Source organism: Brevibacillus choshinensis, assembly GCF_016811915.1.
GTDB classification, from domain to species: Bacteria; Bacillota; Bacilli; order Brevibacillales; family Brevibacillaceae; genus Brevibacillus; species Brevibacillus choshinensis_A.
This window is the reverse complement of the sequence record NZ_CP069127.1, coordinates 5,788,991-5,815,543: the sequence shown is the minus strand read 5'-3', so window position 1 is coordinate 5,815,543 and position 26,553 is coordinate 5,788,991. Positions and strand designations below refer to the sequence as shown.

The 26,553-nt window shown below is 49.1% G+C and carries 23 protein-coding genes; 21 read left to right on the top strand and 2 right to left on the bottom strand.

Annotated elements, in window-relative coordinates:
• The first annotated feature begins 14 nt into the window (after positions 1-14).
• The 3 genes from icmF (at position 15) to JNE38_RS28970 (ending at position 5,930) form a co-directional block, all read left to right on the top strand.
• Positions 15-3,266, top strand: coding sequence for a fused isobutyryl-CoA mutase/GTPase IcmF (gene icmF, locus JNE38_RS28980; protein ID WP_203354476.1), 3,252 nt, complete (start codon positions 15-17; stop codon positions 3,264-3,266).
• A gap of 293 nt (positions 3,267-3,559) precedes the next feature.
• The gene (gene rpoE, locus JNE38_RS28975; protein ID WP_203354475.1) at positions 3,560-4,123 is read left to right on the top strand and encodes a DNA-directed RNA polymerase subunit delta; all 564 of its coding nucleotides are present in this window, start codon (positions 3,560-3,562) and stop codon (positions 4,121-4,123) included.
• A gap of 205 nt (positions 4,124-4,328) precedes the next feature.
• On the top strand, positions 4,329-5,930 hold the full coding sequence (locus tag JNE38_RS28970; RefSeq protein WP_203354474.1) for a CTP synthase: 1,602 nt from the start codon (positions 4,329-4,331) through the stop codon (positions 5,928-5,930).
• Between the two features lie 56 nt (positions 5,931-5,986).
• Here JNE38_RS28970 and JNE38_RS28965 read toward each other — a convergent pair whose 3' ends face one another.
• Positions 5,987-6,781: a lipid II flippase Amj family protein gene (locus JNE38_RS28965; RefSeq protein WP_203357791.1), complete on the bottom strand. Its 795-nt coding sequence runs from the start codon at positions 6,779-6,781 to the stop codon at positions 5,987-5,989.
• A 158-nt stretch (positions 6,782-6,939) separates the two neighbouring features.
• Here JNE38_RS28965 and JNE38_RS28960 point away from each other — a divergent pair, with 158 nt between their 5' ends.
• The 14 genes from JNE38_RS28960 to spoIIR all read left to right on the top strand — a co-directional run bounded on the left by JNE38_RS28960 (position 6,940) and on the right by spoIIR (position 19,720).
• Complete coding sequence (locus JNE38_RS28960) at positions 6,940-7,314, top strand: response regulator (RefSeq protein WP_203354473.1); 375 nt, start codon at positions 6,940-6,942, stop codon at positions 7,312-7,314.
• Between the two features lie 95 nt (positions 7,315-7,409).
• Complete coding sequence (fba, locus tag JNE38_RS28955) at positions 7,410-8,264, top strand: class II fructose-1,6-bisphosphate aldolase (protein ID WP_203354472.1); 855 nt, start codon at positions 7,410-7,412, stop codon at positions 8,262-8,264.
• A gap of 15 nt (positions 8,265-8,279) precedes the next feature.
• Positions 8,280-8,924: a fructose-6-phosphate aldolase gene (fsa, locus tag JNE38_RS28950; RefSeq protein WP_203354471.1), complete on the top strand. Its 645-nt coding sequence runs from the start codon at positions 8,280-8,282 to the stop codon at positions 8,922-8,924.
• A 78-nt stretch (positions 8,925-9,002) separates the two neighbouring features.
• Positions 9,003-10,286 carry a UDP-N-acetylglucosamine 1-carboxyvinyltransferase gene (locus JNE38_RS28945; RefSeq protein ID WP_203354470.1) on the top strand — a complete coding sequence of 428 codons (1,284 nt, stop codon included), beginning with the start codon at positions 9,003-9,005 and terminating at the stop codon, positions 10,284-10,286.
• A 28-nt stretch (positions 10,287-10,314) separates the two neighbouring features.
• Entirely contained in the window at positions 10,315-11,259 is a 945-nt protein-coding gene (gene glpX / locus JNE38_RS28940; protein ID WP_203354469.1) for a class II fructose-bisphosphatase, read from the top strand.
• 58 nt (positions 11,260-11,317) lie between these two features.
• A complete protein-coding gene (rho, locus tag JNE38_RS28935) occupies positions 11,318-12,598 on the top strand; it encodes a transcription termination factor Rho (RefSeq protein ID WP_203354468.1) in 1,281 nt (426 codons plus the stop codon).
• Positions 12,599-12,669: 71 nt separating this feature from the next.
• Positions 12,670-13,569, top strand: coding sequence for a peptidoglycan DD-metalloendopeptidase family protein (locus JNE38_RS28930; RefSeq protein WP_203354467.1), 900 nt, complete (start codon positions 12,670-12,672; stop codon positions 13,567-13,569).
• Positions 13,570-13,639: 70 nt separating this feature from the next.
• Complete coding sequence (locus tag JNE38_RS28925; RefSeq protein WP_203354466.1) at positions 13,640-14,905, top strand: radical SAM family protein; 1,266 nt, start codon at positions 13,640-13,642, stop codon at positions 14,903-14,905.
• Positions 14,906-15,011: 106 nt separating this feature from the next.
• Positions 15,012-15,212, top strand: coding sequence for a 50S ribosomal protein L31 (gene rpmE, locus JNE38_RS28920; protein WP_055745712.1), 201 nt, complete (start codon positions 15,012-15,014; stop codon positions 15,210-15,212).
• Between the two features lie 230 nt (positions 15,213-15,442).
• Positions 15,443-16,030 carry a thymidine kinase gene (locus tag JNE38_RS28915; protein ID WP_203354465.1) on the top strand — a complete coding sequence of 196 codons (588 nt, stop codon included), beginning with the start codon at positions 15,443-15,445 and terminating at the stop codon, positions 16,028-16,030.
• 90 nt (positions 16,031-16,120) lie between these two features.
• Complete coding sequence (locus JNE38_RS28910) at positions 16,121-16,618, top strand: sporulation protein (RefSeq protein ID WP_203354464.1); 498 nt, start codon at positions 16,121-16,123, stop codon at positions 16,616-16,618.
• A gap of 184 nt (positions 16,619-16,802) precedes the next feature.
• Positions 16,803-17,879, top strand: a complete 1,077-nt coding sequence (gene prfA, locus JNE38_RS28905; protein ID WP_203354463.1) for a peptide chain release factor 1 — start codon at positions 16,803-16,805, stop codon at positions 17,877-17,879.
• A complete protein-coding gene (gene prmC, locus JNE38_RS28900) occupies positions 17,863-18,753 on the top strand; it encodes a peptide chain release factor N(5)-glutamine methyltransferase (protein ID WP_203354462.1) in 891 nt (296 codons plus the stop codon). Before prfA ends, prmC begins: the two co-directional genes overlap by 17 nt.
• 145 nt (positions 18,754-18,898) lie before the next feature.
• Positions 18,899-19,720: a stage II sporulation protein R gene (spoIIR, locus tag JNE38_RS28895; RefSeq protein ID WP_203354461.1), complete on the top strand. Its 822-nt coding sequence runs from the start codon at positions 18,899-18,901 to the stop codon at positions 19,718-19,720.
• Positions 19,721-20,275: 555 nt separating this feature from the next.
• On the opposite strand, the gene JNE38_RS28890 is transcribed toward spoIIR, so the two are convergent.
• Positions 20,276-21,301: an aldo/keto reductase gene (locus tag JNE38_RS28890; protein WP_203354460.1), complete on the bottom strand. Its 1,026-nt coding sequence runs from the start codon at positions 21,299-21,301 to the stop codon at positions 20,276-20,278.
• A 164-nt stretch (positions 21,302-21,465) separates the two neighbouring features.
• Between JNE38_RS28890 and JNE38_RS28885 the strand changes: the two genes are divergently transcribed.
• From JNE38_RS28885 to JNE38_RS28870, 4 genes are all read left to right on the top strand, one after another.
• A complete protein-coding gene (locus JNE38_RS28885) occupies positions 21,466-22,068 on the top strand; it encodes a TetR/AcrR family transcriptional regulator (RefSeq protein ID WP_203354459.1) in 603 nt (200 codons plus the stop codon).
• A 477-nt stretch (positions 22,069-22,545) separates the two neighbouring features.
• A complete protein-coding gene (locus JNE38_RS28880; protein ID WP_238933501.1) occupies positions 22,546-23,913 on the top strand; it encodes a tyrosine-type recombinase/integrase in 1,368 nt (455 codons plus the stop codon).
• A 5-nt stretch (positions 23,914-23,918) separates the two neighbouring features.
• Complete coding sequence (locus JNE38_RS28875) at positions 23,919-26,054, top strand: site-specific integrase (RefSeq protein ID WP_203354458.1); 2,136 nt, start codon at positions 23,919-23,921, stop codon at positions 26,052-26,054.
• Entirely contained in the window at positions 26,026-26,496 is a 471-nt protein-coding gene (locus tag JNE38_RS28870) for a hypothetical protein (RefSeq protein WP_203354457.1), read from the top strand. The genes JNE38_RS28875 and JNE38_RS28870 overlap by 29 nt, the downstream gene beginning before the upstream one ends.
• The last annotated feature ends 57 nt before the right edge of the window (positions 26,497-26,553 follow it).

Here is a 26,553-nt window from a genome sequence, read left to right as displayed (position 1 = left end):
GGGAGAGTGGAACGATGGAAACAGAAGTGTATCGTCCGCAAAACAAAGTTCGCTTTGTGACCGCTGCAAGCCTGTACGATGGTCACGATGCCTCGATCAATATCATGCGTCGTATTTTGCAATCTTCAGGAGTGGAAGTGATCCATCTGGGCCACAACCGTTCTGTTGACGATATTGTTACCGCTGCGATTCAGGAGGATGTGCAGGGGATTGCCATCAGCTCCTACCAAGGCGGTCATGTGGAATATTTCAAGTACATGATTGATCTGTTGAAAGAGCGGGGAGCAGAGCATATCCGCGTTTTTGGGGGCGGGGGCGGAGTCATCGTTCCACGCGAGATTCGAGAGCTGGAGGAATATGGGGTCTGTAAAATTTACTCGCCAGATGACGGTCGTCATTTCGGGTTGCAGGGCATGATCAATGACATGATCCGACAATCCGATTTTCCGACGGTCAAGCAGCTGGGTGATGAAGTGCAGGCACTCCGGGAACAAAACCATCAGGCGGTCGCTCGGTTGATTTCCGTAGCCGAGTATGCCGTCGATCAGCCACAGTGGGTAGAACCGATAAAAAACAGCGTGCCGGAGCCTCAAGCTACGATACCGGTGCTCGGGATTACCGGTACGGGTGGAGCAGGGAAAAGCTCCCTGACTGATGAGCTGGTACGCCGTTTCATTCGCACCTATTCAGATAAAACGATCGCCATTTTATCCGTCGATCCGTCCAAGCAAAAATCCGGCGGAGCGCTGCTTGGCGACCGCATCCGGATGAATGCCAACAACACGCCGCGTGTCTACATGCGTAGTCTGGCTACGCGAAAATCCGGAATGGAGTTGTCTGCTGCGCTGGAGGACGCGATTCGTGTCGCACGTGCAGCGCATTTTGATTTGATCATTGTGGAAACGAGCGGGATTGGCCAAGGTGATGCGCAGGTCACTGACGTGTGCGACGTGTCCATGTACGTGATGACCAGTGAGTTCGGGGCGCCATCTCAGCTGGAGAAAATCGACATGCTGGACTTTGCCGACGTGATTGCGATCAACAAGTTTGAGCGCAAAGGCTCCGAGGATGCCCTGCGTGAAGTTCGGAAGCAGTACCGTCGCAACCACCAGCAATTTGATCTGCCCGATGAGAAAGTCCCTGTGTACGGTACGATTGCCAGCCAGTTCAACGATCCCGGGACCAATGTCTTGTTTGCTGCCTTGATGCACAAGATCGTGGAAAAGACCGAAGTAGATTGGCCCGTCGATCAGCTGGATACCACTCCTGTCAAAATTCATAAGACTTCGTTGATTCCGACAGAGAGAATCAACTATTTGCAAGACATCGCCAATACCGTTCGCAAATATCGCCAATTTACAGACGAACAATCGGCAATTGCGAGGAAGCTGTTCCAGCTGCACGGTGCCAAAGAAACACTGCTTGCCTCTGGGGAGGATTCCGCGCAGGAAGTAGCAGCCGTACTGATGAAGCAGATCGAGCTGTTCGAAGAGAAGCTCCACCCGGAATGCAAACGCATCCTCACACAGTGGCCGAAGCTGAAGGCATCTTACAAACAAGACCAATTCGTAACGAAAATCCGCGACAAGGAGATCGTGACGAAGCTGTTCAGCGAGTCGCTGTCCGGTACGCGCATTTCGAAAGTAGCTGTGCCTGAGTACGAGGATTGGGGCGAGATTTTGAAATGGTCGCTCAAAGAAAACGTACCGGGTGAGTTCCCGTACACGGCAGGGGTGTTCCCGTTCAAGCGGGAGGGAGAAGATCCTAAGCGCCAGTTCGCAGGAGAGGGCACGCCAGAGCGGACCAACAGACGCTTCCACTTCCTGTCCCAAAATGACGATGCGAAAAGGCTCAGCACCGCGTTTGACTCCGTCACCTTGTACGGGGAAGACCCTGATTACCGCCCGGATATTTACGGAAAAATCGGAACGAGTGGTGTGAGCATTTGTACGCTCGACGACATGAAGAAGCTGTATGCGGGCTTTGACCTGTGCGCGCCAAGCACGTCTGTGTCGATGACGATCAACGGTCCGGCTCCGATGATTTTGGCGATGTTCATGAATACGGCGATTGAGCAGCAGATGGAGGCATTTGTACAGCGGGAAGGTCGCCAGCCATCCGCAGAGGAGAGCGAAAAGATCAAGGCGTATACGCTCTCCACTGTCCGCGGTACGGTGCAGGCGGACATTCTCAAGGAAGACCAGGGACAAAACACCTGCATTTTCTCCACGGAATTTGCATTGCGGATGATGGGAGATATCCAGCAGTATTTCATCGATCACAAAGTGCGTAACTACTATTCCGTCTCCATTTCCGGCTATCACATCGCGGAGGCAGGGGCGAACCCGATCACCCAGCTGGCGTTTACCTTGTCCAATGGCTTTACGTATGTGGAATACTATTTGAGCCGTGGCATGAACATTGACGACTTTGCACCGAATTTGTCGTTCTTCTTCTCCAACGGTCTCGACCCGGAGTACACCGTAATTGGGCGGGTAGCGCGACGCATCTGGGCTACCGTGATGAAAAACCGCTATGGCGCCAATGAGCGCAGCCAAAAGCTGAAATACCATATCCAGACCTCTGGAAGATCCTTGCATGCGCAAGAGATGGACTTCAATGACATCAGGACCACCCTGCAGGCTTTGGTCGCGATCTACGACAACTGCAATTCCCTGCACACCAATGCGTATGATGAAGCCATCACGACACCGACGGAAAACTCGGTTCGACGCGCCATGGCCATTCAGATGATCATCAATAAAGAGCTCGGACTGGCGAAAAACGAAAATCCGCTGCAAGGTGCGTTCATCATCGACGAGCTGACCGATCTGGTCGAAGAAGCCGTCATGCAGGAGTTTGAGCGAATCAGCTCTCGCGGCGGCGTTCTAGGCGCGATGGAGACGCAATACCAGCGCGGTAAGATCCAGGATGAGTCGATGTACTACGAAATGAAAAAGCATACGGGGGAGCTGCCTATTATCGGCGTCAACACCTTCATCAACCCAAATTCGTCCGAGGAAGACTACGAGATCGAGCTGGCACGTGCGACGGAAGAGGAGAAGGTGCAGCAGATCCAAAATCTGCGTGCTTTCCAGGAAAGAAATCGAGACAGCGCTGCAGCCGCTCTGCGCCGCTTGCAGGAGGTTGCCACTTCTGGGGGCAATATCTTTGCCGAGCTGATGGAAACGGTGAAGGTAGCCTCTCTGGGGCAGATCAGCGCGGCTCTGTATGAAGTAGGCGGACAATATCGCCGCAACATGTAAGATGGCATTTCCCTTGGCAAGGAAAAAAGCGGCTGGTGTGAATCACCGGCCGCTTTTGCTTATGTCCGAGGTAGAGTACATCGGAGAAATTGATGGCGAATAATATATTCCCAACCGCGTTTGAAAGCCTTGCATTTTCGTCTAAAATAAGGAATACTGTATGTTAGCCTTCGTATGTTGTACAATCGAAGAATCCGACATTATTGTAGATTTACCAATACAAGCCACGCCTCACCTGATAAGGAAAGGGCGGCGGGTATCCCATAGTTTTCAATGGAAAGGACGTGCCCTGAGTGAGTCAATTGTTTGCTCATGTTGATTCCGAGAAATTAAGTGAGATGGCATTGGTTGACATCGCGTATGAAATTCTGCGTCAAACCAATCGTACGTACAACTTCCGCGAGCTGGTGGATGAACTGGTTGCCGTTCGCAAGTTGACGAAAGAACAGGTCATGGCCATTATCGCTCAAGTATACACAGAAATTAACATTGATGGCCGTTTCGTTTGCCTCGGTGACAATGTCTGGGGTCTGAAACGCTGGTATCCGACTGACACAGTTGAAGAACAACAAGAAGGCGGCGGAACCAAAAAGAAAAAGGTCATCCTGGACGACGACTTCGACGACTACGATACCGAAGACGAAATCACCGAAGAGTACGAGGAAGATGATGTGGTCATCTTTGAAGACGAGGAAGAATTCGTCGACGAAGAGGCGGAGATCGAGGAAGAAATCGACGGTGAGATCGACGAAGAAGAGATCGATGAAGAAGAGGAACTCTTTGAAGATGAAGAGCTGGAAGAAGAGGAGTCGGATGAAGATAGCGAAGATCTTGACGACGAGGATGACAAATTATAAGTCCTTGACTTCCGCCTGAGGGACAGATAAAATACTCCTTGGGCTTCACATGAAGAAGGATCAAATATGGGAAACTATAAAACAAAAGTGCCCCTACCCCATTGTTGTACGGGATAGGACTCGCTTTTGTTTTTTCTTTTTTTGGGAGCCGTCTTCATTCGATTTATCATCATCTTGAGGATTAGGGAAAGAGGGGACGTTAACGATGACGAAGTATATTTTTGTGACAGGCGGGGTCGTATCCTCGTTGGGAAAAGGGATTACAGCGGCGTCTCTGGGCCGACTCCTGAAGAATCGGGGTCTTAAGGTAACGATCCAGAAATTTGACCCATACATCAACGTTGACCCGGGAACGATGAGCCCGTATCAGCATGGGGAAGTATTCGTAACGGATGACGGAGCGGAAACGGACCTGGACTTGGGACACTACGAGCGTTTTATCGACATCAACCTGAGCTCCAACTCCAATGTAACGACTGGTAAAATTTACTCCTCTGTCATTGCAAAAGAGCGTCGCGGCGATTATCTGGGCGGAACCGTACAGGTCATCCCACACATCACGAACGAAATCAAGGAGCGCGTTTTCCGTGCTGGCCGCGAGACCGGAGCAGACGTGGTGATCACGGAGATCGGCGGAACAGTTGGCGATATCGAGAGCTTGCCATTCCTGGAAGCGATCCGTCAAATCAAGAGCGACATCGGCCGCGATAACGTCATGTACATCCATGTAACGCTCGTTCCTTACATCAAAGCTGCCGGTGAAATGAAAACCAAACCGACCCAGCACAGCGTCAAAGAATTGCGCAGCCTTGGTATCCAGCCTACAGTCATCGTTACACGTACCGAGCAGCCGATGACCCAAGAAATGAAAGACAAGCTGGCATTGTTCTGTGACATCGACAAAAACGCGGTAGTTGAGTGCATCGATGCTGAGACTTTGTATGATGTTCCTTTGCAGCTCCAAGCGCAAGGATTGGACGACTATGTTTGCCGTCATCTGGGCTTGACTTGCCAGGAAGCAGACATGACCGAGTGGAAATCGCTCGTCGGCAAAATCAAAAACCTCTCCAAAACCACTCGCATTGCGATTGTGGGTAAATACGTAGAACTGCACGACGCTTACTTGTCCGTTGCAGAAGCGCTGTATCACGGCGGATATGCCATTGACTCTAAAATCGACATCAAATGGGTGAGTGCAGAAGAAGTCACTTTGCAAAATGCAAGCGAATTGCTGGGTGATGTAGATGGCATCCTGGTACCAGGAGGTTTCGGTGACCGTGGTATCGAAGGAAAAATCATCGCGACGCGCTACGCCCGTGAAAATAAAATCCCATTCCTGGGTATCTGTCTGGGTATGCAAATCGCTGTTATTGAATTTGCACGCCACGTGGCAGGCATGGATCTGGCGAACAGCTCCGAAATCAATCCGAACACGCCATACCCTGTCATCGATCTTCTGCCTGAGCAAAAAGAAATCGAAGACAAAGGCGGTACCATGCGTCTGGGTGTTGGCCCGACCAAAGTGGAAGAAGGCAGCTTGACGCATCAAGCATATGGCAGCACTTTGGTGTACGAACGTCATCGTCATCGTTATGAAGTGAACAACGAGTACCGTGAGCAGCTGGCTGAGCTGGGCTTGCGCTTTGCAGGTACCACACCGGATGGTCGCTTGGTGGAGATCGTGGAAGTGCCAGAGCATCCTTGGTTCCTGGCTACTCAATTCCACCCAGAGTTCACTTCTCGTCCAAACCGTCCTCAACCGCTGTTCCGTGACTTTGTCAAAGCGGCTCTGACCAACCAAAAATAATCGCAACAAATGAAGAATGCACCTGCGAGCCACTCGTCGCAGGTGCATTTTGTTTGTCAGTGAAAAAGGGGAGTAATCCAGACGACCCAGTAGGCGGCGGGAATGAGCAGGATCTGCGCGAGCAAAGTCCCGAAGAAGCGGGAGATCATCAGCCACATGTACATATCGCGGATGGATTCATAGGAGGATTTGCCCTGCATCGCTTTTTCTGTCATCAGTGCAACCTGCGGGTCTACTAAGATCGTCATGAAGATGGTGGCGAAGCCGTTGATCATCCCGGATGACATGAGGACCGTCGCTTTGTAATCAGGGGCAAGCAAAGTCGCATAGAGAACGGACAGGACACTGCTTGTGTAGATACCCGTACCGATGCAATTTAGCAGCAAAAGGCGCTTGGGGACGCCTTTGATTCGAAAGCGGGATATGACCGACAGACTAGGCACGCGGACGTGGTGCCGCACGCTCCGGATGCTGTCGATGGTGACTGCTGTGCGCAGCATTTGCGGGATCGAACCAGCCAGCTCCAGATGCGCGATCAGCCGTTTCGAGAGCTGTGCAGCCGTCGGAAAAAGCAGGATGGCGCACAGTGTGCCAAGCGAGGCGGCTGCGATAATCAAATGCAGCTTCAGGCTGGGATCGGTGTGCAGTATTGCGGCCTGATCGATCAGGCCTCCAGTAAAAGGGCCTTGTATCAGATTGGACGTACGAGACAAAAGCAGGATGATTCCGACGAGAGAAAGCGCAACAGCCAATCTCCCTGTCTGTACTCCCGAGAAGCGCACGGCATAGGAAAGTGTCTCTGTGGTATGGATGATGAATGTTAACAAGCAGATCAGCCAGACGGCGTCCATCATGGTATGTCGGCTCCTTCGTCAGCGCAAAAATGGTATTCCTATTATACTCAAAAGCATTGAAGTGGGAAAATTTCAAAGCGATGAGGGAGGAGTTTCCTGAATTTAGGCGAACCTTATGTCATTAAGGAAAAGGCTCTGGTCAGGGGGTAATCGAATTGTTGGACAAGCAGGATAAAAAAGTGTTGGTGGTAGACGATCAGTACGGAATCCGCATCTTGTTATACGAAGTACTAGGCAAGGAAGGTTACAAGACATTTCAAGCGGCTAACGGAAAGATGGCATTGGAAATCGTTGAAAAGGAATCTCCGGATCTGGTTATTCTAGATATGAAGATTCCAGGGATGGACGGAATCGAGATTCTGAAGCACATCAAAAAAATTAATCAAGATATCAAGGTGATCATGATGACAGCTTACGGTGAGCTGGACATGATAAAAGAAGCGACGCAGCTCGGCGCTTTGACGCACTTCACCAAACCGTTTGATATCGACGAGCTGCGTATGGCCGTGCACCAGCAATTAGCTTGTTAGTCACAAAGGCATTAGACATGCGTACCTGTTAACAAGCAGGTGTCTGTGATATAATAAGCCACAGATTTGAAGTCTGCTAGAGGAGGATTTACAAAATGCCACTCGTACCTATGACCGCTTTTACCGAAGACGTCAAAAAGCATAAATACGCCGTCGGACAATTCAACTTGAATAATCTGGAGTTCACTCAAGCAATTACCGAAGCAGCGATGGAAGAAAAGTCGCCTGTCATTTTCGGTGTGTCTGAGGGAGCTCTTAAATACATGGGCATTGACTATACCGTAGCCATTGCAAAAGTGGCAGCGGAACGTGCTGGTGTTCCAGTCGCGTTGCACTTGGACCATGGCAGCAACTTCGACATGGTGATGAAGTGCATTCGCGCAGGGTTCTCTTCTGTTATGTTTGATGGTTCTCATCACTCTTTTGAAGACAACCTTCGTCTGACGAAGCAAGTAGTAGAGGCTGCGCACGCTGTCGGCGTTTCTGTAGAAGGCGAGCTCGGTACGATCGGCGGGGTAGAGGATGATCTCTCCGTAGACGAAGAAGATGCGACACTGGCGAATCCAGAGGAAGCAATCCGCTTCTGGGAAGAAACCAAAGTAGACTATGTAGCGATCGCTGTAGGTACCGCACACGGTATGTACAAAGGCGTTCCAAAAATCCGCTACGACATCATCGAAAAAGTAGCAAGCAACATCGGTGCACCAATCGTATTGCACGGTGGCTCCGGCGTTCCGGACGAAGCGATTGTGAAATCCATCAGCCTGGGCGTTGGTAAAATTAACGTGAATACAGAATCCCAAGTCGCATGCACCGAAACGATTCGCAAGGTGCTGGCTGCAAAACCGAACGAGATTGACCCGCGCAAATACTTGGGCCCTGCTCGCGATGCGATCAAGGAAGTAGTAAAAGGAAAAATGCGCTTGTTCGGTAGCAGCAACCGCGCGTAATCAAGGAGGATAATCATGCGTTTTCTGATTGATACAGCAAACGTCGACGAAATCCGTGAAATTCACGAGTGGGGCGTGCTTGCAGGCGTTACCACCAACCCTTCCCTGGTTGCCAAGGAAGGCAGAGATTTCGTTGATACCTTGAAAGAAATTATCGACATTGTTGATGGTCCGATCAGCGCTGAGGTGATCAGCACCGACGCGAAAGGCATGATCGAAGAGGGCGAAAAGCTGGCTTCCCTGTCCAAGAACATCGTGATTAAAATCCCGATGACTGCAGAAGGCTTGAAAGCAGCCAAGTACTTCTCGAAAAAGAAAATCAAAACCAACGTAACGCTGGTATTTTCCGCTAACCAAGCGCTGCTGGCTGCACGAGCAGGAGCGAGCTACGTTTCTCCGTTCCTGGGACGTCTGGACGACATCGGCCAAGACGGCATGCAGCTGATCGATGACATCGCTGAAATTTTCTCGGTTCACGGGATTGAGACGGAAATCATCGCAGCGTCAGTTCGCCATCCTGTCCATGTGACGGAAGCGGCCAAACGCGGTGCTCATTTCGCAACGATCCCAGCGAAAGTGTTCAAGCAAATTATTGGCCATCCTTTGACAGACAGCGGTCTGGAGAAATTCCTCGCTGACTGGGCAAGCATGCAAAAATAAGAACGCATTACTAGGTCCAAGCACCTTTTCCACTGGGGAAGGTGCTTCTTTCCCGATTACGCCTGAGGAGAGCAGAATATGGATAAGCTGATCATCAATGGTGGGAAACCGCTCGCGGGGACGGTAACCATCAGCGGAGCAAAAAATAGCGCAGTCGCCTTGATTCCGGCAGCGCTACTGGCGGATGGGCCAGTCGTCATTGAAAACTTGCCCCGTATTCAGGACGTGGACATTTATTGTGAGCTTCTGCAGGAAATGGGTGCAGATGTTCTTTTCGAGGATGACTGGATGGAAGTCGATGGGCGTTCGATGAAGCTAATGCTGATGCCCAACGGCCGGATTAAAAAGCTGAGAGCCTCTTACTATCTTTGGGGCGCATTGCTCGCGAAGTTTGGAGAGGCGCAGGTAGGATTGCCGGGGGGCTGCGATCTGGGGCCGCGTCCGGTCGATTTGCACATCAAGGGCTTTGAAGCGATGGGAGCCCAGGTGGAAAACAAAAACGGCGTCATGACCATCAAAGCAAAAAATGGCCGACTGCAAGGCGCGCGGATTTACCTCGACCTGGTCAGTGTCGGTGCGACTATTAACATCATGCTGGCTGCTGCCAAAGCAGAGGGTGTGACCATTATTGAAAACGCTGCCCGGGAACCGGAGATCGTCGATGTGGCTACCTTGTTAAATAACATGGGCGCCAATATCAAGGGAGCGGGCACAGATATGATTCGCATCCAGGGTGTGGAGCGTTTGCGCGGCTGCCGCCATACGATTATCCCGGACCGGATCGAAGCAGGGACGTATATGATTGCAGCAGCAGCGACGAACGGCAATGTGCTGGTGGAGAATGTCATCCCCAAGCACCTGGAATCCGTGACCGCGAAGCTGCGTGAAATTGGAGTGCAAGTGGTGGAAATGGACGATTGCATTCAAGTAATCGGTCAGGAAGTCTACCGCTCTATTGATGTGAAAACGAGTCCTTATCCGGGATTTCCTACCGATCTGCAGCAACCGATCACGACCTTGCTGACGTTGGCAAAAGGATCAAGCATTGTCACCGACAACATTTACAGCTCGCGCTTCCGCCATGTCGATGAGCTGCGGCGCATGGGAGCAACGCTGAAAGTCGAGGGCAGGTCTGCTGTGATTGAAGGCGGCAGCAGCTTGAACGGTGCCAAAGTCGTGGCGTCTGATCTTCGGGCGGGAGCGGCCCTGTTCATCGCGGGTCTGGCTACGAACGGGATGACGGAGCTCGAAGGACTGGAGCATATTGATCGGGGTTATGAAAATTTGGTGGGCAAGCTGCAAACACTAGGAGCCGATGTGGTACGGATAGGCTTGCATCGCTCTGAAAGTCACCAACGATAAAGAATCACCAGGAGAGGAGTCTTCCAGAATGGAACGCAGTTTAACACTTGAACTGGTACGTGTGACCGAGGCAGCCGCTCTGGCTTCAGCTAGTTGGATGGGTCTCGGCAAAAAAGATGAGGCTGACGATGCCGCAACTACTGCTATGAGAAAAGAGTTTGAAAAAGTGCCGATGGACGGAATTGTCGTAATCGGTGAAGGGGAAATGGACGAAGCGCCGATGCTCTACATCGGGGAGCATCTGGGGCAAGGTGTAGCTCCTGCTGTCGACGTGGCAGTAGATCCGCTGGAGGGAACCAACATCCTGGCAAAAGGAACATGGGGAGCTATTTCTGTCATCGCCATTGCGGACCGCGGCAATCTGCTGCATGCTCCGGACATGTACATGGAGAAAATAGCAGTAGGACCGAAAGCAGTAGGCAAAATTGATATTAACGCACCGATTCGTGACAACCTGAAAGCAGTCGCCGAGGCGCAAGGGAAGGATATCAGTGACCTGGTCGCCATCGTACTCGATCGAGATCGTCACCAACAAATTATTCATGAAATCCGCGAGGCAGGTGCCCGCATCCGTCTTATCTCCGACGGGGATGTCGCTGCAGCCATCAACACCGCCTTCCCTGATACAGGTGTAGATATTATGTTCGGTTCCGGCGGTGCCCCTGAGGGTGTTCTCGCTGCTGTCGCATTGAAATGCCTGGGAGGAGAAATCCAGGGCAAGCTGCTTCCGCAAAACCAAGAGGAAATCGAACGCTGTATGAAAATGGGTCTCACCAATCCGCATCAAGTTCTTTTCATGAACGATCTGGTAAAAGGCGACGATGCGATCTTTGCTGCGACAGGTGTAACGGATGGCGAGCTGCTGAAAGGTGTGCGTTTCCAAGGTTCACGTGCCACCACGAATTCCGTGGTTATGCGTGCCAAAACCGGAACGGTCCGTTTCATCGAAGGAAATCATCGCCTGGAGCGGTAATGGACGCTGTCATTCGCGTAGATATGAGATGTAAGAGTAAATAAAGAGTGGTGGATGTATGTTAATTTCTGAACTAGAAGAAAAGAAGCTGACCGATCTCTACAAGCTGGCAAAAGAATACCATATTCCGTACTATTCTCAGCTAAAGAAGAAGGAATTGATATTTGCCATTCTTCGTGCCAGAGCGGAAAGAGACGGTCTCATGTTCATGGAGGGCGTACTGGATATCCTGCCGGAAGGTTACGGTTTCCTGCGCCCGATCAACTATCTTCCTAGCTCCGAGGACATCTACATCTCCCAATCGCAGATCAGACGTTTTGATCTGCGAATGGGGGACGTAGTATCGGGTAAGGCAAGACCGCCGAAGGAGAACGAAAGGTATTTCGGACTCCTCCAAGTAGAGGCAGTGAATGGAGAAGACCCCGAAACAGCTTCAGAGCGTTTGCATTTCCCCGCTTTGACACCGCTGTATCCTCAAACCAAGCTCGTTCTGGAAACATCACCTGACCGTGTTTCCACCCGCCTGATGGATCTCCTCTCCCCAGTTGGCCTGGGGCAGCGTGGTCTGATTGTAGCTCCGCCCAAAGCGGGAAAAACCATGCTGCTGAAAGAAATTGCCAACAGCATTACCGAGAGTCGCCCTGATATTCATTTGTTCGTGTTGCTTATCGATGAGCGTCCGGAAGAAGTAACGGATATGCAGCGTTCCGTAAAAGGGGAAGTGGTCGCTTCTACCTTTGATGAATTGCCGGAAAACCATATCAAGGTAGCGGAGCTGGTGCTGGAGAGAGCCAAGCGTCTGGTCGAGCACAAGAAAGACGTAGTGATCCTGCTTGATTCCATTACCCGATTGGCACGTGCCTATAACCTGGTCATTCCTCCAAGCGGCCGGACTTTGTCTGGTGGTATCGATCCGGCAGCCTTTCATCGTCCCAAGCGCTTTTTTGGTTCAGCGCGGAATATCGAAGAAGGCGGCAGTCTGACTATCCTGGCGACAGCCCTGGTAGAAACCGGATCTCGCATGGACGATGTTATTTACGAGGAGTTTAAAGGGACGGGCAACATGGAGCTCCATTTGGATCGGAAGCTGGCAGAGCGACGCATTTTCCCTGCGATCGACATTCGCCGTTCCGGTACGCGTCGTGAAGAATTGCTCCTCACGAAGGAAGAGCTGGACAAGTTGTGGATGATCCGCAAGAACATGAACGAGACCAACGAGTTTGTGGATTCGTTTATCAAAAAGCTGGCGGATACTAAAACCAATGATGAATTTTTACAAACGCTGGAATCCAAGCAGACGCGCGGAAAAGCAGCAAATACGACGGTGAGCTCTTCATGACTCACCGTCATTTTTTTTGCGTTTTGGGCATACCTTAGGGAGTAGAACATTGTACGAAGGAGGAGTCTTCTGTGGATTACGTGCAACCCGCTCCGATAAAGAGCCCGGAAGAGGCCAAGAGAGCGGTCGTGGAGCAAACGTTGTTTCAAGCGTTCAACCCGTATGCGAGCTTGGCTGCATCCGACACCTCACCGAAAAGTGGCGTTTTGGTGTATGCCGTGAATCAGGGGGATACCCTCTCGGACATTGCTCATCGGTACGGCCTCACGCTGCGCAAGCTGGTCGAGATGAACAAAATCAACAATCCAAACTTGGTTGGAGTCGGAATGAAGCTCATCATCAGCCGGGACGAAGTGAAGCATATCGTCAAACGCGGAGAAACGCTGAATTACATATCAGCACGATACGGTGTCAGCAGGGAGCTGCTGATTGATCGAAATCCTTTGCTCAAGTGGCTGTCGGACAACCTCTATGTCGGACAGGTCGTCTATGTCCCCATCATCGGGGATCGGCCCTTGTCCGCTGAGGAATTGCAGCAAAAGCGAAATACATCTCAGGCTGCCAGCAGGCAAGTCATCGGACGAATTCGAGAGAGAATGGAATGGCCCGTCAAAGAGGCGACGATCACGAGTGGATTCGGGGTGCGCTGGGGAAGGGCGCACAAAGGTGTGGACCTGTGGAATGAGAGTGAAGCCAAAGCACCCATCTATGCAGCCAAATCAGGGACTGTGGTAGAAGCAGGTGCCAACCGATCGGGATATGGACGAATGGTCGTGCTTGATCACGGGGACGGGCTGCAAACCTTTTATGCCCATATGCGCAGCATCATCGTGGTGCCGGGACAGTCCGTGAGTGCAGGAGACATGCTCGGCTACATGGGGCAGACTGGCGATTCTACGGGATACCACCTGCATTTTGAAGTGCGGCAGGATGATGTGCCGATCAACCCTCTGCCATATCTGGGCAGGTAAACTCCTGCAATTTACTTTGCTTTTTCAATGCGTTACAATGGGCAAAGCAAAGAAGCGAGGCGATTTTCCCATGTATTTAGTGTACGCAGATGAAAAAGGAAAAGTGTACGACCATCCCGGCTTGCTGTCGGTGGCGCGTAACGGAGATATATTGACAGAAATCCTTGAGGAGGAGCTGATTCCGCTGCCGGAAGGAGCGACTTTGGTCAGCCTGCCGGATACCGTACCGATCGGGATGGACCCAGATACGGGTGAAATGGTCAAGCTGGACGGTTGTACGGCAGTGGGAGCACTTGTTCCTCAAGGTATCACGCGGCTCTTGCTTCCCGGATATGTGAAGACGAACAAGGACAGCAAACTGCCATTGTTCGGCTATTCCGCAGTCGTTTGGAAAGACGGCAGCTTCTGGGTAGCGGGTCGGGCAAGTGATGATATCTACAAATGGGATCCACTCAACTTCCCGATGGACGAGCTTCGTCAGCGTGTAGAAAAAACACTCGAGCAGTTCCCGCAAAACCGCATTTTGAACCACTTGTCCCATTGTGCGCTGGAGTATGAATGTTTGACGGCTTCCAACAACTTTTTCCACCGTTGGGAAGGAAGCTTGCCGGTATCCTATACCTGTAATGCCGGATGCTACGGCTGCATTTCCGAGCAGCCTGAGGATAGCGGCTTCCCGTCACCGCAGACAAGAATGAACTTCAAGCCGACAGAGGACGAGCTGGTAGAGGTCATGCTCCATCACCTGCAAACGCCGGAGAGCATCATCAGCTTTGGCCAAGGCTGCGAAGGGGAACCTTCCACAATGGCTTCGATCATTGTTCCGGCGATGCGCCGCGTACGTGAGCAGACCGATATGGGCTATATTAACATCAACACCAATGCAGGTTTGACTGACCACATCAAAGGGATTGTGGACGCAGGCCTCGACCTCATGCGGGTCAGCATCATCAGCGCGATCGACGAGCATTACAATGCCTACTATCGTCCACGCAACTACACATTAGAAAATGTCGCGCGCTCGGCTGAATATGCGGCTTCCAAAGGCGTGTATACCTCCATCAATTACCTGTGCTTCCCAGGGGTCTTTGACCGGGAGGAAGAGATGGAGGCGATGATCAATTTCATCCGCCGAACAGGAATCAAATTGATCCAGATGCGCAACCTAAATATTGATCCGGAGAGCTACCTGGCGATGATTCCGAAGGCTCAGGGCGAAGTGTTCGGAATGAAGCAAGCCATCGAGATCTATCAGGAAGAGCTGCCAGATGTCGTGATCGGATCCTTTACGCACATTCCTCCGGAGCAGCTGCGACGCAGGAAAAACATGGCCTAACGCGGCTTCCTGTTGCATTTATGCGATCGGCGTGCTACTATTTTTTATGTGTTTATACAACTCTGTTTCGGCAAACGATTCAGGGCGGAAAGAGGTGCTATTTGAGATGAAACAAGGTATTCATCCACAGTACAACACTGTGAAGGTAACATGTGCATGCGGTAACGAATTTGAATCCGGTTCTGTAAAGCAAGCGCTGAAAGTGGAGATCTGCTCCAACTGCCATCCTTTCTTCACCGGTAAACAAAAATTCGTTGATGCTGGCGGCCGTGTAGACCGTTTCAAACGCAAATACAATCTTTCCTAATCGGAAAGGATTGGAGCAACCAGGTAGAGAAATCTGCCTGGTTTTGTTTTTCTGCCAGTCTTTTCTGACTTCATATAGAGTGGCAAGCATTTTTGGATTTTTGTAAAAAAGGATCTTCCCGAGCTGCAGCATGTCCCACTACAATAGATCCATATACCGTGGGAAATGCCGCAGGGATCGTTATCTGATAAAGACAGAGTAATCACTTCTTGATAAAGGGAGACAGAAACGTGGCACAACTTTATTTTCGCTATGGAGCAATGAATGCTTCCAAATCGATTCAGCTTTTGACAGTCGCTCATAATTACGAGCAATCGGGGAAAAAAGTGATGGTGTTTACACCGGCTGTCGATGATCGCTTTGGGGTAGGGAAGGTGGCCTCTCGAGTAGGAATTAGCAGGGAAGCGTACCCGATCACGGATGAAACCGACCTGTATGAGATCGTTGCAGCAGAAGAAATCAAACCGCACTGTGTTTTGGTGGATGAGGCTCAATTTATCGGCAAGCATCACGTCGACCAGCTGGTGGCGGTCGTGGACACGCTGGGTATTCCTGTCATCGTATACGGTCTGTTAAAAAACTTTAAGAACGAGCTTTTCCCGGGAAGTGCAGCCTTGCTGTGTGAAGCGGACAAGGTGGAGGAAATCAAAACCGTTTGCGTGTACTGTAATAAAAAGGCGACACATATCCTCAAGTTCAAGAACGGAAAGCCTGTTTACAGCGGGGAAACGATTGAAATTGCTGGAAACGATACGTACAGCAGCGTGTGCCGCCGACATTACTACAATCCTCCGGCTGATCTGGATCGCAAGGAATAAGAATGAAGAGCAAGCGCCACCCCTGATTCGCCCATGCATGAGCATCCGACGCGATGCGCAGACTAAGGCAAAACAGGAGGTGGCTTTTTTATGCGACGCTTGCCCATTTGGAAAAGCTCGTTGGCAGTGCTTTGTGTAGCTGCCCTGGCATCTGTGCTCACTGCTGGTTGCAACCGGACCATGACGCAGCAGCAGGGCTACGGAACTCAAAATCTGGATCGACAACACAACACGACGATAAAAGGGGAGCGAAGCGGCGATACCATCCATCACCCTGCGACTCCAACACAAGATCGAGACGGTCTAATGGGAAGAAACCAAAATCCGAACCTGTTCATCGGACATACGCAAACGCGCGGGTCACAGGTCGATTTGAACAATATGGAGATGATGGCCAAATCGGTGCCAGGAGTGGAAAACGCGCGTATCACACTGAACGGCGGCAACGCATATGTTACTCTTGATCTGGTGCACAACGTCACGGCGAATCAAGCGCGGACAATCGAGCAGCAGGTTATTACTGCCCTGAAGCAGAAAATACCTCGTTACGATTTCCATGTAACCTCAAACGAAGGTTTTCATCGCTAGAGCAAAGTGGGAGTCATCCAAAGCGATGCGGATCAAGCAAGGCTCGGCATTGCCGGGCCTGTTTTGCATCTCTGGAATCCTTTTCCCAGTAAAATAATGCGCTTTGACTTATTTCAGGTTTCCTCCTATAATTTATCTGTTATGATTGTATCTTACGTACTATTTGCGATTGGGGTGAAGTACATTGTTTACACGCTTATCCGCAGTTGAAGAGCGTTTTGAAGAAGTCACCAATCTCCTATGTGACCCCGACGTCATCAGTGATACAAAACGCTTGCGTGAATTGTCCAAGGAACAGTCTTCCCTGGAAGAAACCGTGACGACTTACCGTGAATATAAATCAGTTGTATCCCAGATGGATGATGCCAAGGCCATGCTGGAGGAAAAGCTGGACGATGAAATGCGTGAGATGGTCAAGCTAGAAATCAGCGAATTGGCCTCCCGCAAGGAAAAGCTGGAGGAGCGCCTGAAAATCCTGCTCTTGCCGAAGGATCCTAACGATGAGAAAAACGTCATCGTGGAGGTTCGCGGTGCTGCAGGCGGCGACGAGGCAGCATTGTTTGCCGCGGTGCTGTTCCGCATGTACACTCGTTTTGCTGAGCGCAACGGCTTCAAGATCGAAGTCCTGGAAGCCAGTCCTACCGACATCGGCGGGTACAAGGAAATCGTATTCTCTCTCAGCGGACGCGGTGCTTACAGCAAAATGAAGTTTGAGAGCGGCGCACATCGCGTACAGCGCATCCCGGCTACAGAGTCCGGCGGGCGTATTCATACTTCAACCGCGACTGTTCTGGTACTCCCGGAAGCAGAAGAAGTAGAAGTAGAAGTGCACGATAAAGACATCCGCATCGACACCTTCTGCTCCAGTGGTGCAGGTGGACAGAGCGTTAACACAACCAAATCCGCTGTGCGGGTAACTCATATTCCGACAGGCATCATGGTATCCTGTCAGGACGAGAAATCCCAGCACTCCAACAAGGATAAAGCCCTGCGTGTATTGCGTGCTCGTCTGTACGACTACTACATGCAGCAGCAAAATGCGGAAGCGGATGCAAACCGCAAGAGCTTGGTCGGTACAGGTGACCGCAGCGAACGCATCCGTACGTACAATTATCCACAAAGCCGCGTAACCGACCACCGCATCGGCTTGACGCTGCATCGTTTGGAATCGGTCCTCGAAGGCGAGCTGGACGAAGTGATCGACAACTTGATCATGCACGAACAGACAGAGCTGTTGAAAAGCCATGCGCACACAGCTTGATTGGTCTAACGTCACGACGATCCGAGAAGCCCTGACACGGGCTTCTTCCTTTTTACGGGAACACGAGGCCAAGGATCCCCTGTTTGAGGCAGAGCTTTTGATTCGGCACTGCCTCGATTGGGATCGCACCAAATTCCTGATCTCCATGCAGGATCCAATCGATTCCGCGGTGATCGAGCGATTGGATCAGCTGCTTTTGCGGCGGGCGCAGCACGAGCCGTTACAGTACATGTTTGGCTCTCAAGAGTTTTTTGGACGCCCATTTGCGGTCCGTCCTGGGGTGCTGATCCCTCGGCCAGAAACCGAGATTCTGGTGGAGCAGGTGCTCATGCATGCAGAAAAGCTGTGGCAGGACAGCGAGAGTCTGGATGTGGCAGATATCGGAACCGGGAGCGGAGCGATCTGCATTACAATTGCTTGTGAGCGTCCAGGCTGGAACATCACCACGGTGGACCTTTCCCACGATGCGACGGCGATCGCCAGGGAAAACGCGGAACGGCTCGGTGCCAGAGTCCGCTTTTTGCAAGGAGATCTGCTGGAACCGCTGCTCACGGCTTCCGAGAAAGTGGATATCCTCGTTTCCAATCCCCCCTATATCCCCAGTACGGATGTAGACGAGCTGGATGCCGAGGTGCTTGCCTATGAGCCGCGATTGGCACTGGATGGCGGCGCGGATGGCTTGGATTGCTACCGCCGCTTGTGCGGGGCATTGCCGCAAGTCCTCAAGCCGCGGGCACTAGTTGCCTATGAGGTGGGTATCCATCAGGCGCGCGATGTAGCCGATTTGATGATGGCTTCCGGTGTGATAGACGAGGTTCAGATTGTTTCAGATTTGGCGGGAATTGATCGGGTCGTTATCGGTGTCAGACGATAGGAGCCCATCGTCTCGCCTTTTTTCTATCGAAAGAGGTCCGAATATTTTTGATCCGTGTTTAGATTCAGAACCTTCTGCCCATACTGATGCTATAGAGAAAAGAGAGAGAAGAACGAGCACAGTTAATAGAGGGAGACGGTTGAATATGAGACGGACAATGTGGATGGTCTTTTGCATTCTGATGCTAATGATGAGCTGGGAGGGTCAGCTTACCTCGGCCAATGTGATGGACAACGGGCCGATCCCTCAAGAATCGATTCGCTTGCGCATCATTGCCAACAGCGATTCTTTTCAGGATCAATGGTTGAAGCGGGAAGTGCGTGACGCTCTGATCGCGCAAATGGATACATGGGCAAAAGATATCGGATCATTTGAAGATGCCGAGAAGGTGATTTCTGCGAATCTCCCCGTGATGCAAAAAGTGGTGGATCAAACCATTCGCGACCGCGGGTTCTCTTATAAAGCCGTTGTAGATTTCGGGCAGGTGCCGTTTCCGACGAAGCTGTATGGCTCCTATGTCTACCCTGCTGGCGATTACAAAGCACTGCGCGTACAAATCGGGGAAGCGAAAGGACAAAATTGGTGGTGTGTCCTGTTCCCGCCCCTCTGCTTTATCGATATGTCCAACGGTGATGGGGTTCAAGCTACGCCAATTGAGACGAAGCAGGCAGTAAGCGAGGACCGTGCGGAAGAGCCGGTGAAACCGATCGAGGAAGAGCAAGCATCCGTGACGGAAGGAACACGTGAAAGATGGCAGGACGTAAGACAAATGCGCCTCGAGGAAGCAGATTCAGATTCAGGGCTTTTGCCACAGGAAGATGTGGAGACGCAGATCGTAACAGCGGACGTTGAGCAGACGGTTTCTCCTGAGCCGATGCAAGAGGCCGCACCAGTAGCTGAAACGCCGACACCACAGGTTCAGGTGCGATTCTATCTGCTGGAGAAATTGGAGAAGCTGTTCTCGTAACTCATAAACGGAATAGAGACGAAACGACACCCGGTACTCTGTAAAATTAAAGGGGTAGGAAGTCCATCCTAGCCAATAATAATAAGCAATTGAATACAATGTTAGATATTCTATTGCTGGAGGTTCATTACGACAAGTTGTTATATGTCGTGTGAGCCTCTTATTTTTACTGTTTGATAATCAGGAATAATAACAAAATTCAGTTTTTAGAAAAATACTACATTGTGGTAAATGTTCGGTGAAAATAATGTATTAGACTGGAGTCGCTGTTTTAATGCGGTTTTTGAGTTGAAGAATCGTCAGCTGTTTAAAAATAAGTTTTAGACTGATCCATTATAAGAAATAGCGGCAGACCAAGACTTGAAAAATAAAGTCTTAGACTGTCGCTATTGCCATTCAACTACATCGATAGCTTAATCAATACTTTTCGAAATAATCAACAAAACGGCAGCCTTGCTTCATGGCCGACTGCCATTGTGTATTATTACTCTCTTGTTAGAATAAGGACTGATGCAGCACCAGTCGTTAGACTGGGCTGATGATCAGACCTTATCTTTAAGGTCTTCGCCGGGAAGTATCCAGCCATTCCGGTGTCCAAGCAGGATTTTGACCGTCCATTCTGCTCCCGGGGGGCACAATCTCATCTATGGCGTCCAGTAGATCGGGGCTAAGTGTCAGATCCGCTCCGTTTATATATTGTCTCAATTGCTCTGATGTGCGCGGCCCCACAATAATTGAAGTGACAGCCGGATGGGTCCGGGCAAACGCTACAGCCATATGGGCCAGCGGCATTCCTGCTTGGTCGGCTACATGCTTCAACTTTTCGATGATCGCGAACTTTTGCGCATTTTCAGGCAATTCGGGATCGAGCATGCGGCCGGCCGCTCCCTTTAATAGTGCCGCTCGCGACCCACTCTCCGCCACGCTACCGGACGCGTACTTGCCCGTCAGTAGACCACCTGCCAGCGGACTGTATGTCAACAAAGCAAAATCGTGACGCCGAGCTACTTCGACAATGTCCATCTCTATGCTTCGGTTAAGAATCGAGTATGGAGATTGTTCGCTGACAAACCGCTGCAAGCGGCGACGCTCGCTCTCTGCCTGCGATTCTGACAACTGCCAAGCTTGATGGTTGGAAGTGCCGATATAATGGACCTTGCCTTCTTGGACAAGATCGCTCAACACGCCCAATATTTCTTCGAAAGCAACGTCCCCAAACGGACGGTGCAACTGATAAAGATCGATATAATCCGTTTGCAGCCGTAGCAGACTTTGTTCGACCGCTTGCCGAACCCAGCGGCGAGAAACGCCGCTTTGATTCCGCTCGTCATCCGGTTCGGCCCCGAATTTCGTTGCCAGAATAACCTTTTCCCGCCTTCCCTTAATCGCTTCGCCGATGATTCTTTCCGATTCTCCGTCTCCATAACGGTTGGAAGTATCGATCATATTGATGCCGGCGTCCAGCGCTTCGTCAATAATGCGGCTCCCCTCTTCTTGGCCGGCAAGTGCTCCGAAAACGCCCCCTCCAAGGGCAAATTGACTCACGCTAATCCCCGTACGCGCTAAATTTCGATATTGCATAAGTACCCTTCTCCTTTCAAATGAACACGTGTTGATATGCGTCATGGGGTATATTATAATAAGGCCCAATCGTTCGGAACAATCAACATTACAGCCGATCTGTTCAATAAGGAACACTGTAGAAAAACTGTACATTACGTATGGTATAGAAAGGAGTATGGATAATGGAGGGAAATACGGATCTGCGGGCGATTCGTAGCCGCAAGCTCATCGAACATGCACTGTTAGACATCCTAAAAAATCAGGGGATCAAGGAGTTAACCGTTAAGAATCTGTCGCAACAAGCTGGTATCAACCGCGGCACCTTTTATTTGCATTACAAAGATATTTACGATCTGATTGAGCAAACGGAGTGGATGCGTGGCTTGCTGGATATATTCGAGCCCATTCAGTTGGGTGATCTGTTTAAGCACTCGGATGAGAGATCGCCTTTCCCGGCTATCGCCGAAGCCTTTCGATATTTGCAACATCATGCTTCTTTTTTTAAGGCTGTCTTTCATCCCTCCGCTCCCATCGAATTCAGAGAGCGGCTTCAGTACCTTGTCGGAACTCGATTGTACGAAAGTCTTAAGAAAGATCACCCCGATTCGAGTTGGTCTGATCAACCAGCCGGTTATATCATTGCTTATCTTGGCACTGGCCAGTTCGGGTTGATTCAGCATTGGTTCATAACCGGCCGAACGCTTCCCCCGGACGAAATTGCCATGATGCTGACTCGATTTATCCGTCATTCTCCCTGCCTGTCCCCTCATTTTAGCGAAAGCTGATAGCACAAAAGACGCAGATTGGATCCGGCGTCTAAGAGATGGCTATTTCGCTGTAATAGGGGGACCTCCATTGAGGAGTTGCTGGCTGTCGTAGTTGTTGATTGCCGTGCCTGGCGCGTCCGGAGAGAACTAGGAGAGTGAGCTGCAGCTACACACCGCTTCCGCCGTCACCGGCGTGTCAGTCTACAACTTTATTTTCTTGGTCTAATACTTTATTTTTCAGTCTATTACTTTATTTTCTTCGAACAGTAAACTTTAGTGAAACCTTTTCGTGTAATTTTCGTTTCTATGGTTGTGGAGGGTGCGTGTTGCTAGTGGGAGGTTGGCTTAATAATGTCGTGCCAATACACAAGAAATGTAAGGCTGATCGATGAACCCAAAGTCTAAGCTAGGCCATAAAGAAGGCTTTTTTTTACAACATATAACCGAACGTACATTCTTATGTAGTTGCTTTCTAAACAATATAGAGGTGTTCTTATGACTACACTCACCACATCAATGAATTATTTTTATGAATACTGCCCTGAAGGAGTGAAAAGTAAATATTCGTTACTTGTTTTTGACCATCAAGACCAACCCTTTCTTCCTTTGACCGACTTTTACCACGATTGCAAAGGGAGAATTAGTGATAGCTCTGCTCTCTCCTACCTGCAAACTCTTCTGCCTTTTTTTACATGGTTAGATCAACATAGTAATTATCAAGGGAGGCGTGTGCAGTGGAGAGATCCACCAGAAGCGATGCGTGTCGCCATTGAAGATTACCTCATGGATGAAATGTCTTGCAAGGTGAAGGAAAAAGATACGTTTTGTTTTGTAAGGTTGACACAAAAAAGCCCTGATACAGTAAATCGATTTCTATCGTCTGTGAAGTCCTTCTATAAGTCTATGATTTATCTTGGACAGTACACCTATCATAACCCTCTGATCGATTCACAAGCCATTTTGAACGATTACAGGAGTCATTCTGAGGGTGTGCGGACAAATAAACCACGTATGCCATTGATAGGTGGAACGGAAGACCCAATACCGACACGTCGGTTAACAGACTCTTTTTTTAAGTTAATCAACGAAGAATGGCAACCCCAAATCATTGACGATCCTTATCTTCCTTATCAAGTGTATCAAGCGGGAAAGAAAGCAAAATGGTCTGATCGAGAGATGGTCATTGCTCGTATGCTATTCGAGACAGGAGCAAGAGCTTCCGAGATAATTGAACTGACTATTGGGGACTACCGTGCAAGGAAGAGCTTCCAAGAGGTGAGCACCTTCAATAAAGGGAGTCATGGACGCAAGGTGAAGTTTTTACGATTTAGTAAAGATACTGTAAAGCATCTGATGCATTACATTAACTCTGAACGAAAGCAGATTGATCCTAGCCATGTTGGATTTGATCATTTGCCTGATGATGCACCTGTATTCCTAACGAATTGGGGAACTCCACTTACGTATGAAGCCTGGTATTACCACTGGAATAAAGCAATGCAGAGAAGCGAACTGAAGATAAATCCACATAAAGCGAGACATTGGTTCGTAACAACAAGGATGCGAGAAGTTTATAACATTTCAAAAACAGAAGCCGAAATTCAGCAACGAAAAGATGAACTCATTAAATACATGAAGTGGAAAAATGCAGATACTATAAAAGTGTATGAGCATTATTTTGACGAAGAAAAGCATCGTCAAGCCCATGATCAAATGCTTGAAAGCATGGAAAAAAGTGAGCGAGAGTACAATACCAATCGGAAAGCAAAACGAAAGCAAAAGCTACAGCTAACGCTCATAAAAAGTTCAAGCGAGTTAGAATTTGATCAAGACTTACAAGAGTTATTGGATGGATTGGAGTGATTATATTGACTTTATTAAGTGTGAATCCTGTATCGGAATATTATTCAGAATTGCTTGAAAAACTAGACATCAACCTTCTGCATCTCCAAGATGCCAGAGGCATGTTCTTGCTGGATAAAGTGGAAGAACGGAATATCAAACATATTATGAATAACGTCATAGATATGCCTTGGTGCAATCATTTTCTGTTTGCCATATTGGTCCAAGCAGATCGAAACTTAGATCCAAAAACTATTGATGTTCAGCTAAACACACTTCAACCGAGAATGAAAGATTTATTCCATTTCTACTCTATCCAAGAAATGCGGGATTTCATTGTAGACGTTCACATGTACGGCTACCTTAAGGGAGAGTGCTATCCTGAACACTCGTGTAACATGCGAAGAGTGTTTTTGCAAGCATTTAGGTCGTTAGCATACCACACAAAAAAGTGGCTGACACAGAAATTGAATCAAGAACAACAAGCATACTTTGAGCAGTTTTTATTCCCTATGCCATCATTTGATACTAGAGATTTTTCTTTTGGCAAGTTAGCGGTAGAACAAGCTCAAAATAACCGCAAAAATGAGACGGATGCCATTGTCCCCTATTTGCCTGAAATCAGGGCGACAGCACGTTTTCGTTGGAGTCAAACGAAACGCCTTCGGGATGCCTTCTATAAAGCCATAGACGAGGCAAAGAAACGTCCTAATTGCCTTCCTTTGGAGTTTCACTACGATGAACCTGAACGCATTGGAGAGCGTCTTTATTTCCGTTTATGGGACAAGCGATCGTTTGTTTTACATCACGAAGAGCAGTTCCATGGGTCTGTTGTCGAATTGGCTACGAATCGCAAAGGCACATACTCAGATGAAAACAACCACTTCTTTGTTGAACTTGTTAAGGCTGAGCTGCTCGATAATGATGAAGAAGCTGATGGACTATGGTTCACAGAGATTATTCAAGAAGGAGTATTGGGGTATTGGAGTCAAAACGCCAGCGAAGAAGAATTGGAGCGAAAGCGTATCGTATTAAATTCTTGGGGATACGGTGAAGAAGAATCGGAAAAGAACCCTATCCCTTTTCGTTCTCAACATAAAGGAGTCCTGTTTCAAAGCACTTTTGTTACAGTTCATAAGGGTAAAGCAAAGGGAGTTTTGTTTGACGTAGAACCGTTTTATGTCGCTTGCACCTTTGGATTATTAGCGATTGATGTGTTTACGATAACAGGAGCAAGGATTAACGAATTGTTGCAGATCAACAACACCAAAGAGTGCATTCAAGTAAAAAAGGTGAAAGACAAACTTCACTATTCCTTTCGTGCAATCCCCAAAGGTCGAGACGAGCTTGAAGAGTTCTACATCAACAAACAAACGATGGAATATATACAAATTGTCCTTCGGATGCTAAAAGACCATTATCAGAGCGACACAATCCCAAGTGTTGAATATAGGCATGACCGCAAACATCTGCTTCCAGAACCGAAACCCTATTACTTTCAGTATCATAATATGGCACTTAATAAATTTGGAGTCTCAGCATGCATTCGATTCTTATTGCACGCAATTCGATTTGAAACACAAGAGGGAATACCTGTGACGGTGAAAAGCCACCTCCTCCGCCATGCATTCGCTACAGAGGCGGTGCAACGACAAAAAATGCCAATTGATATCGTTGCAAAAATTCTTCACCAGCGGGATGTAAATGTTACGGGCTACTATTCAGCCCCTACACCTACACAGGTAGCTCAAGCCATTGGTGAATTGCATGAAGTCATTGCAAGTTACGTGGATATCGATGAGGCGATTATACGCAGTCCAGAAGAGTTACAAAAAGAGCTGGAGGAACATAATAGCAAAGTCGGTGTTTTTAATAAGGTTTTAGGTGGTACTTGTGTTACGGATTATGTATGTCCTACGAAAATGGCGTGTTTAGGCTGTAAGGCAAAAATTCCTGAACCTGAGCAAGAACCCGAATTACATGAAGTGATTGAACTTTCGAAAGATATGGAGAAACGCTTTGCGAAAATGGGGCTTGATGTGGAAGTGAACAAAGCAAAAGAAATGCGTAAACAAGCCAGAATTGAACTAAAAGAAATTGAGCTGATTAAACAGTACAGGGAGGAACGAAAATTTGAACCAAATATCCACTTTTACAAATGATGAGCGTCCTTGGTTACGTGCGGTACATGAAAAGAAGAAAACTCGTTCCGTCCAATTAGGTAAATCCGCTATCGATTCGTTGGTCAAAGAAGGAAAGCCTGTTACCCTAAATAACATTCACAATAGATCGAAGGAGCTTGATCCTACAGGGAAAGGAATTCACCCAAATACAATAAAAACGAATGAAGAGTTGTTCGATTATTACAAGCAACACAGCCATACGCATAAACAACGACAAACAAATAAACCACCTTCTTCACTAAATATGCCACAGGATACTCACCTAAGACGTATTAACCCTAATCGTAATCTCGTACACCTTCGTCAAAAGTACATGAAGTTAACGAAACAAGAACTTGTTGCAAGGCTCATACAAGCTGAACAGTTCATTGCAGAGAATCAAACCAAATGGACTGCTAGTATGTTTGAGCAGTTTAGTTAAGGGTTCTGACGAGCAGATAGTTACAAACGGAAATATTCCAACGAGTGCTACGTTAGT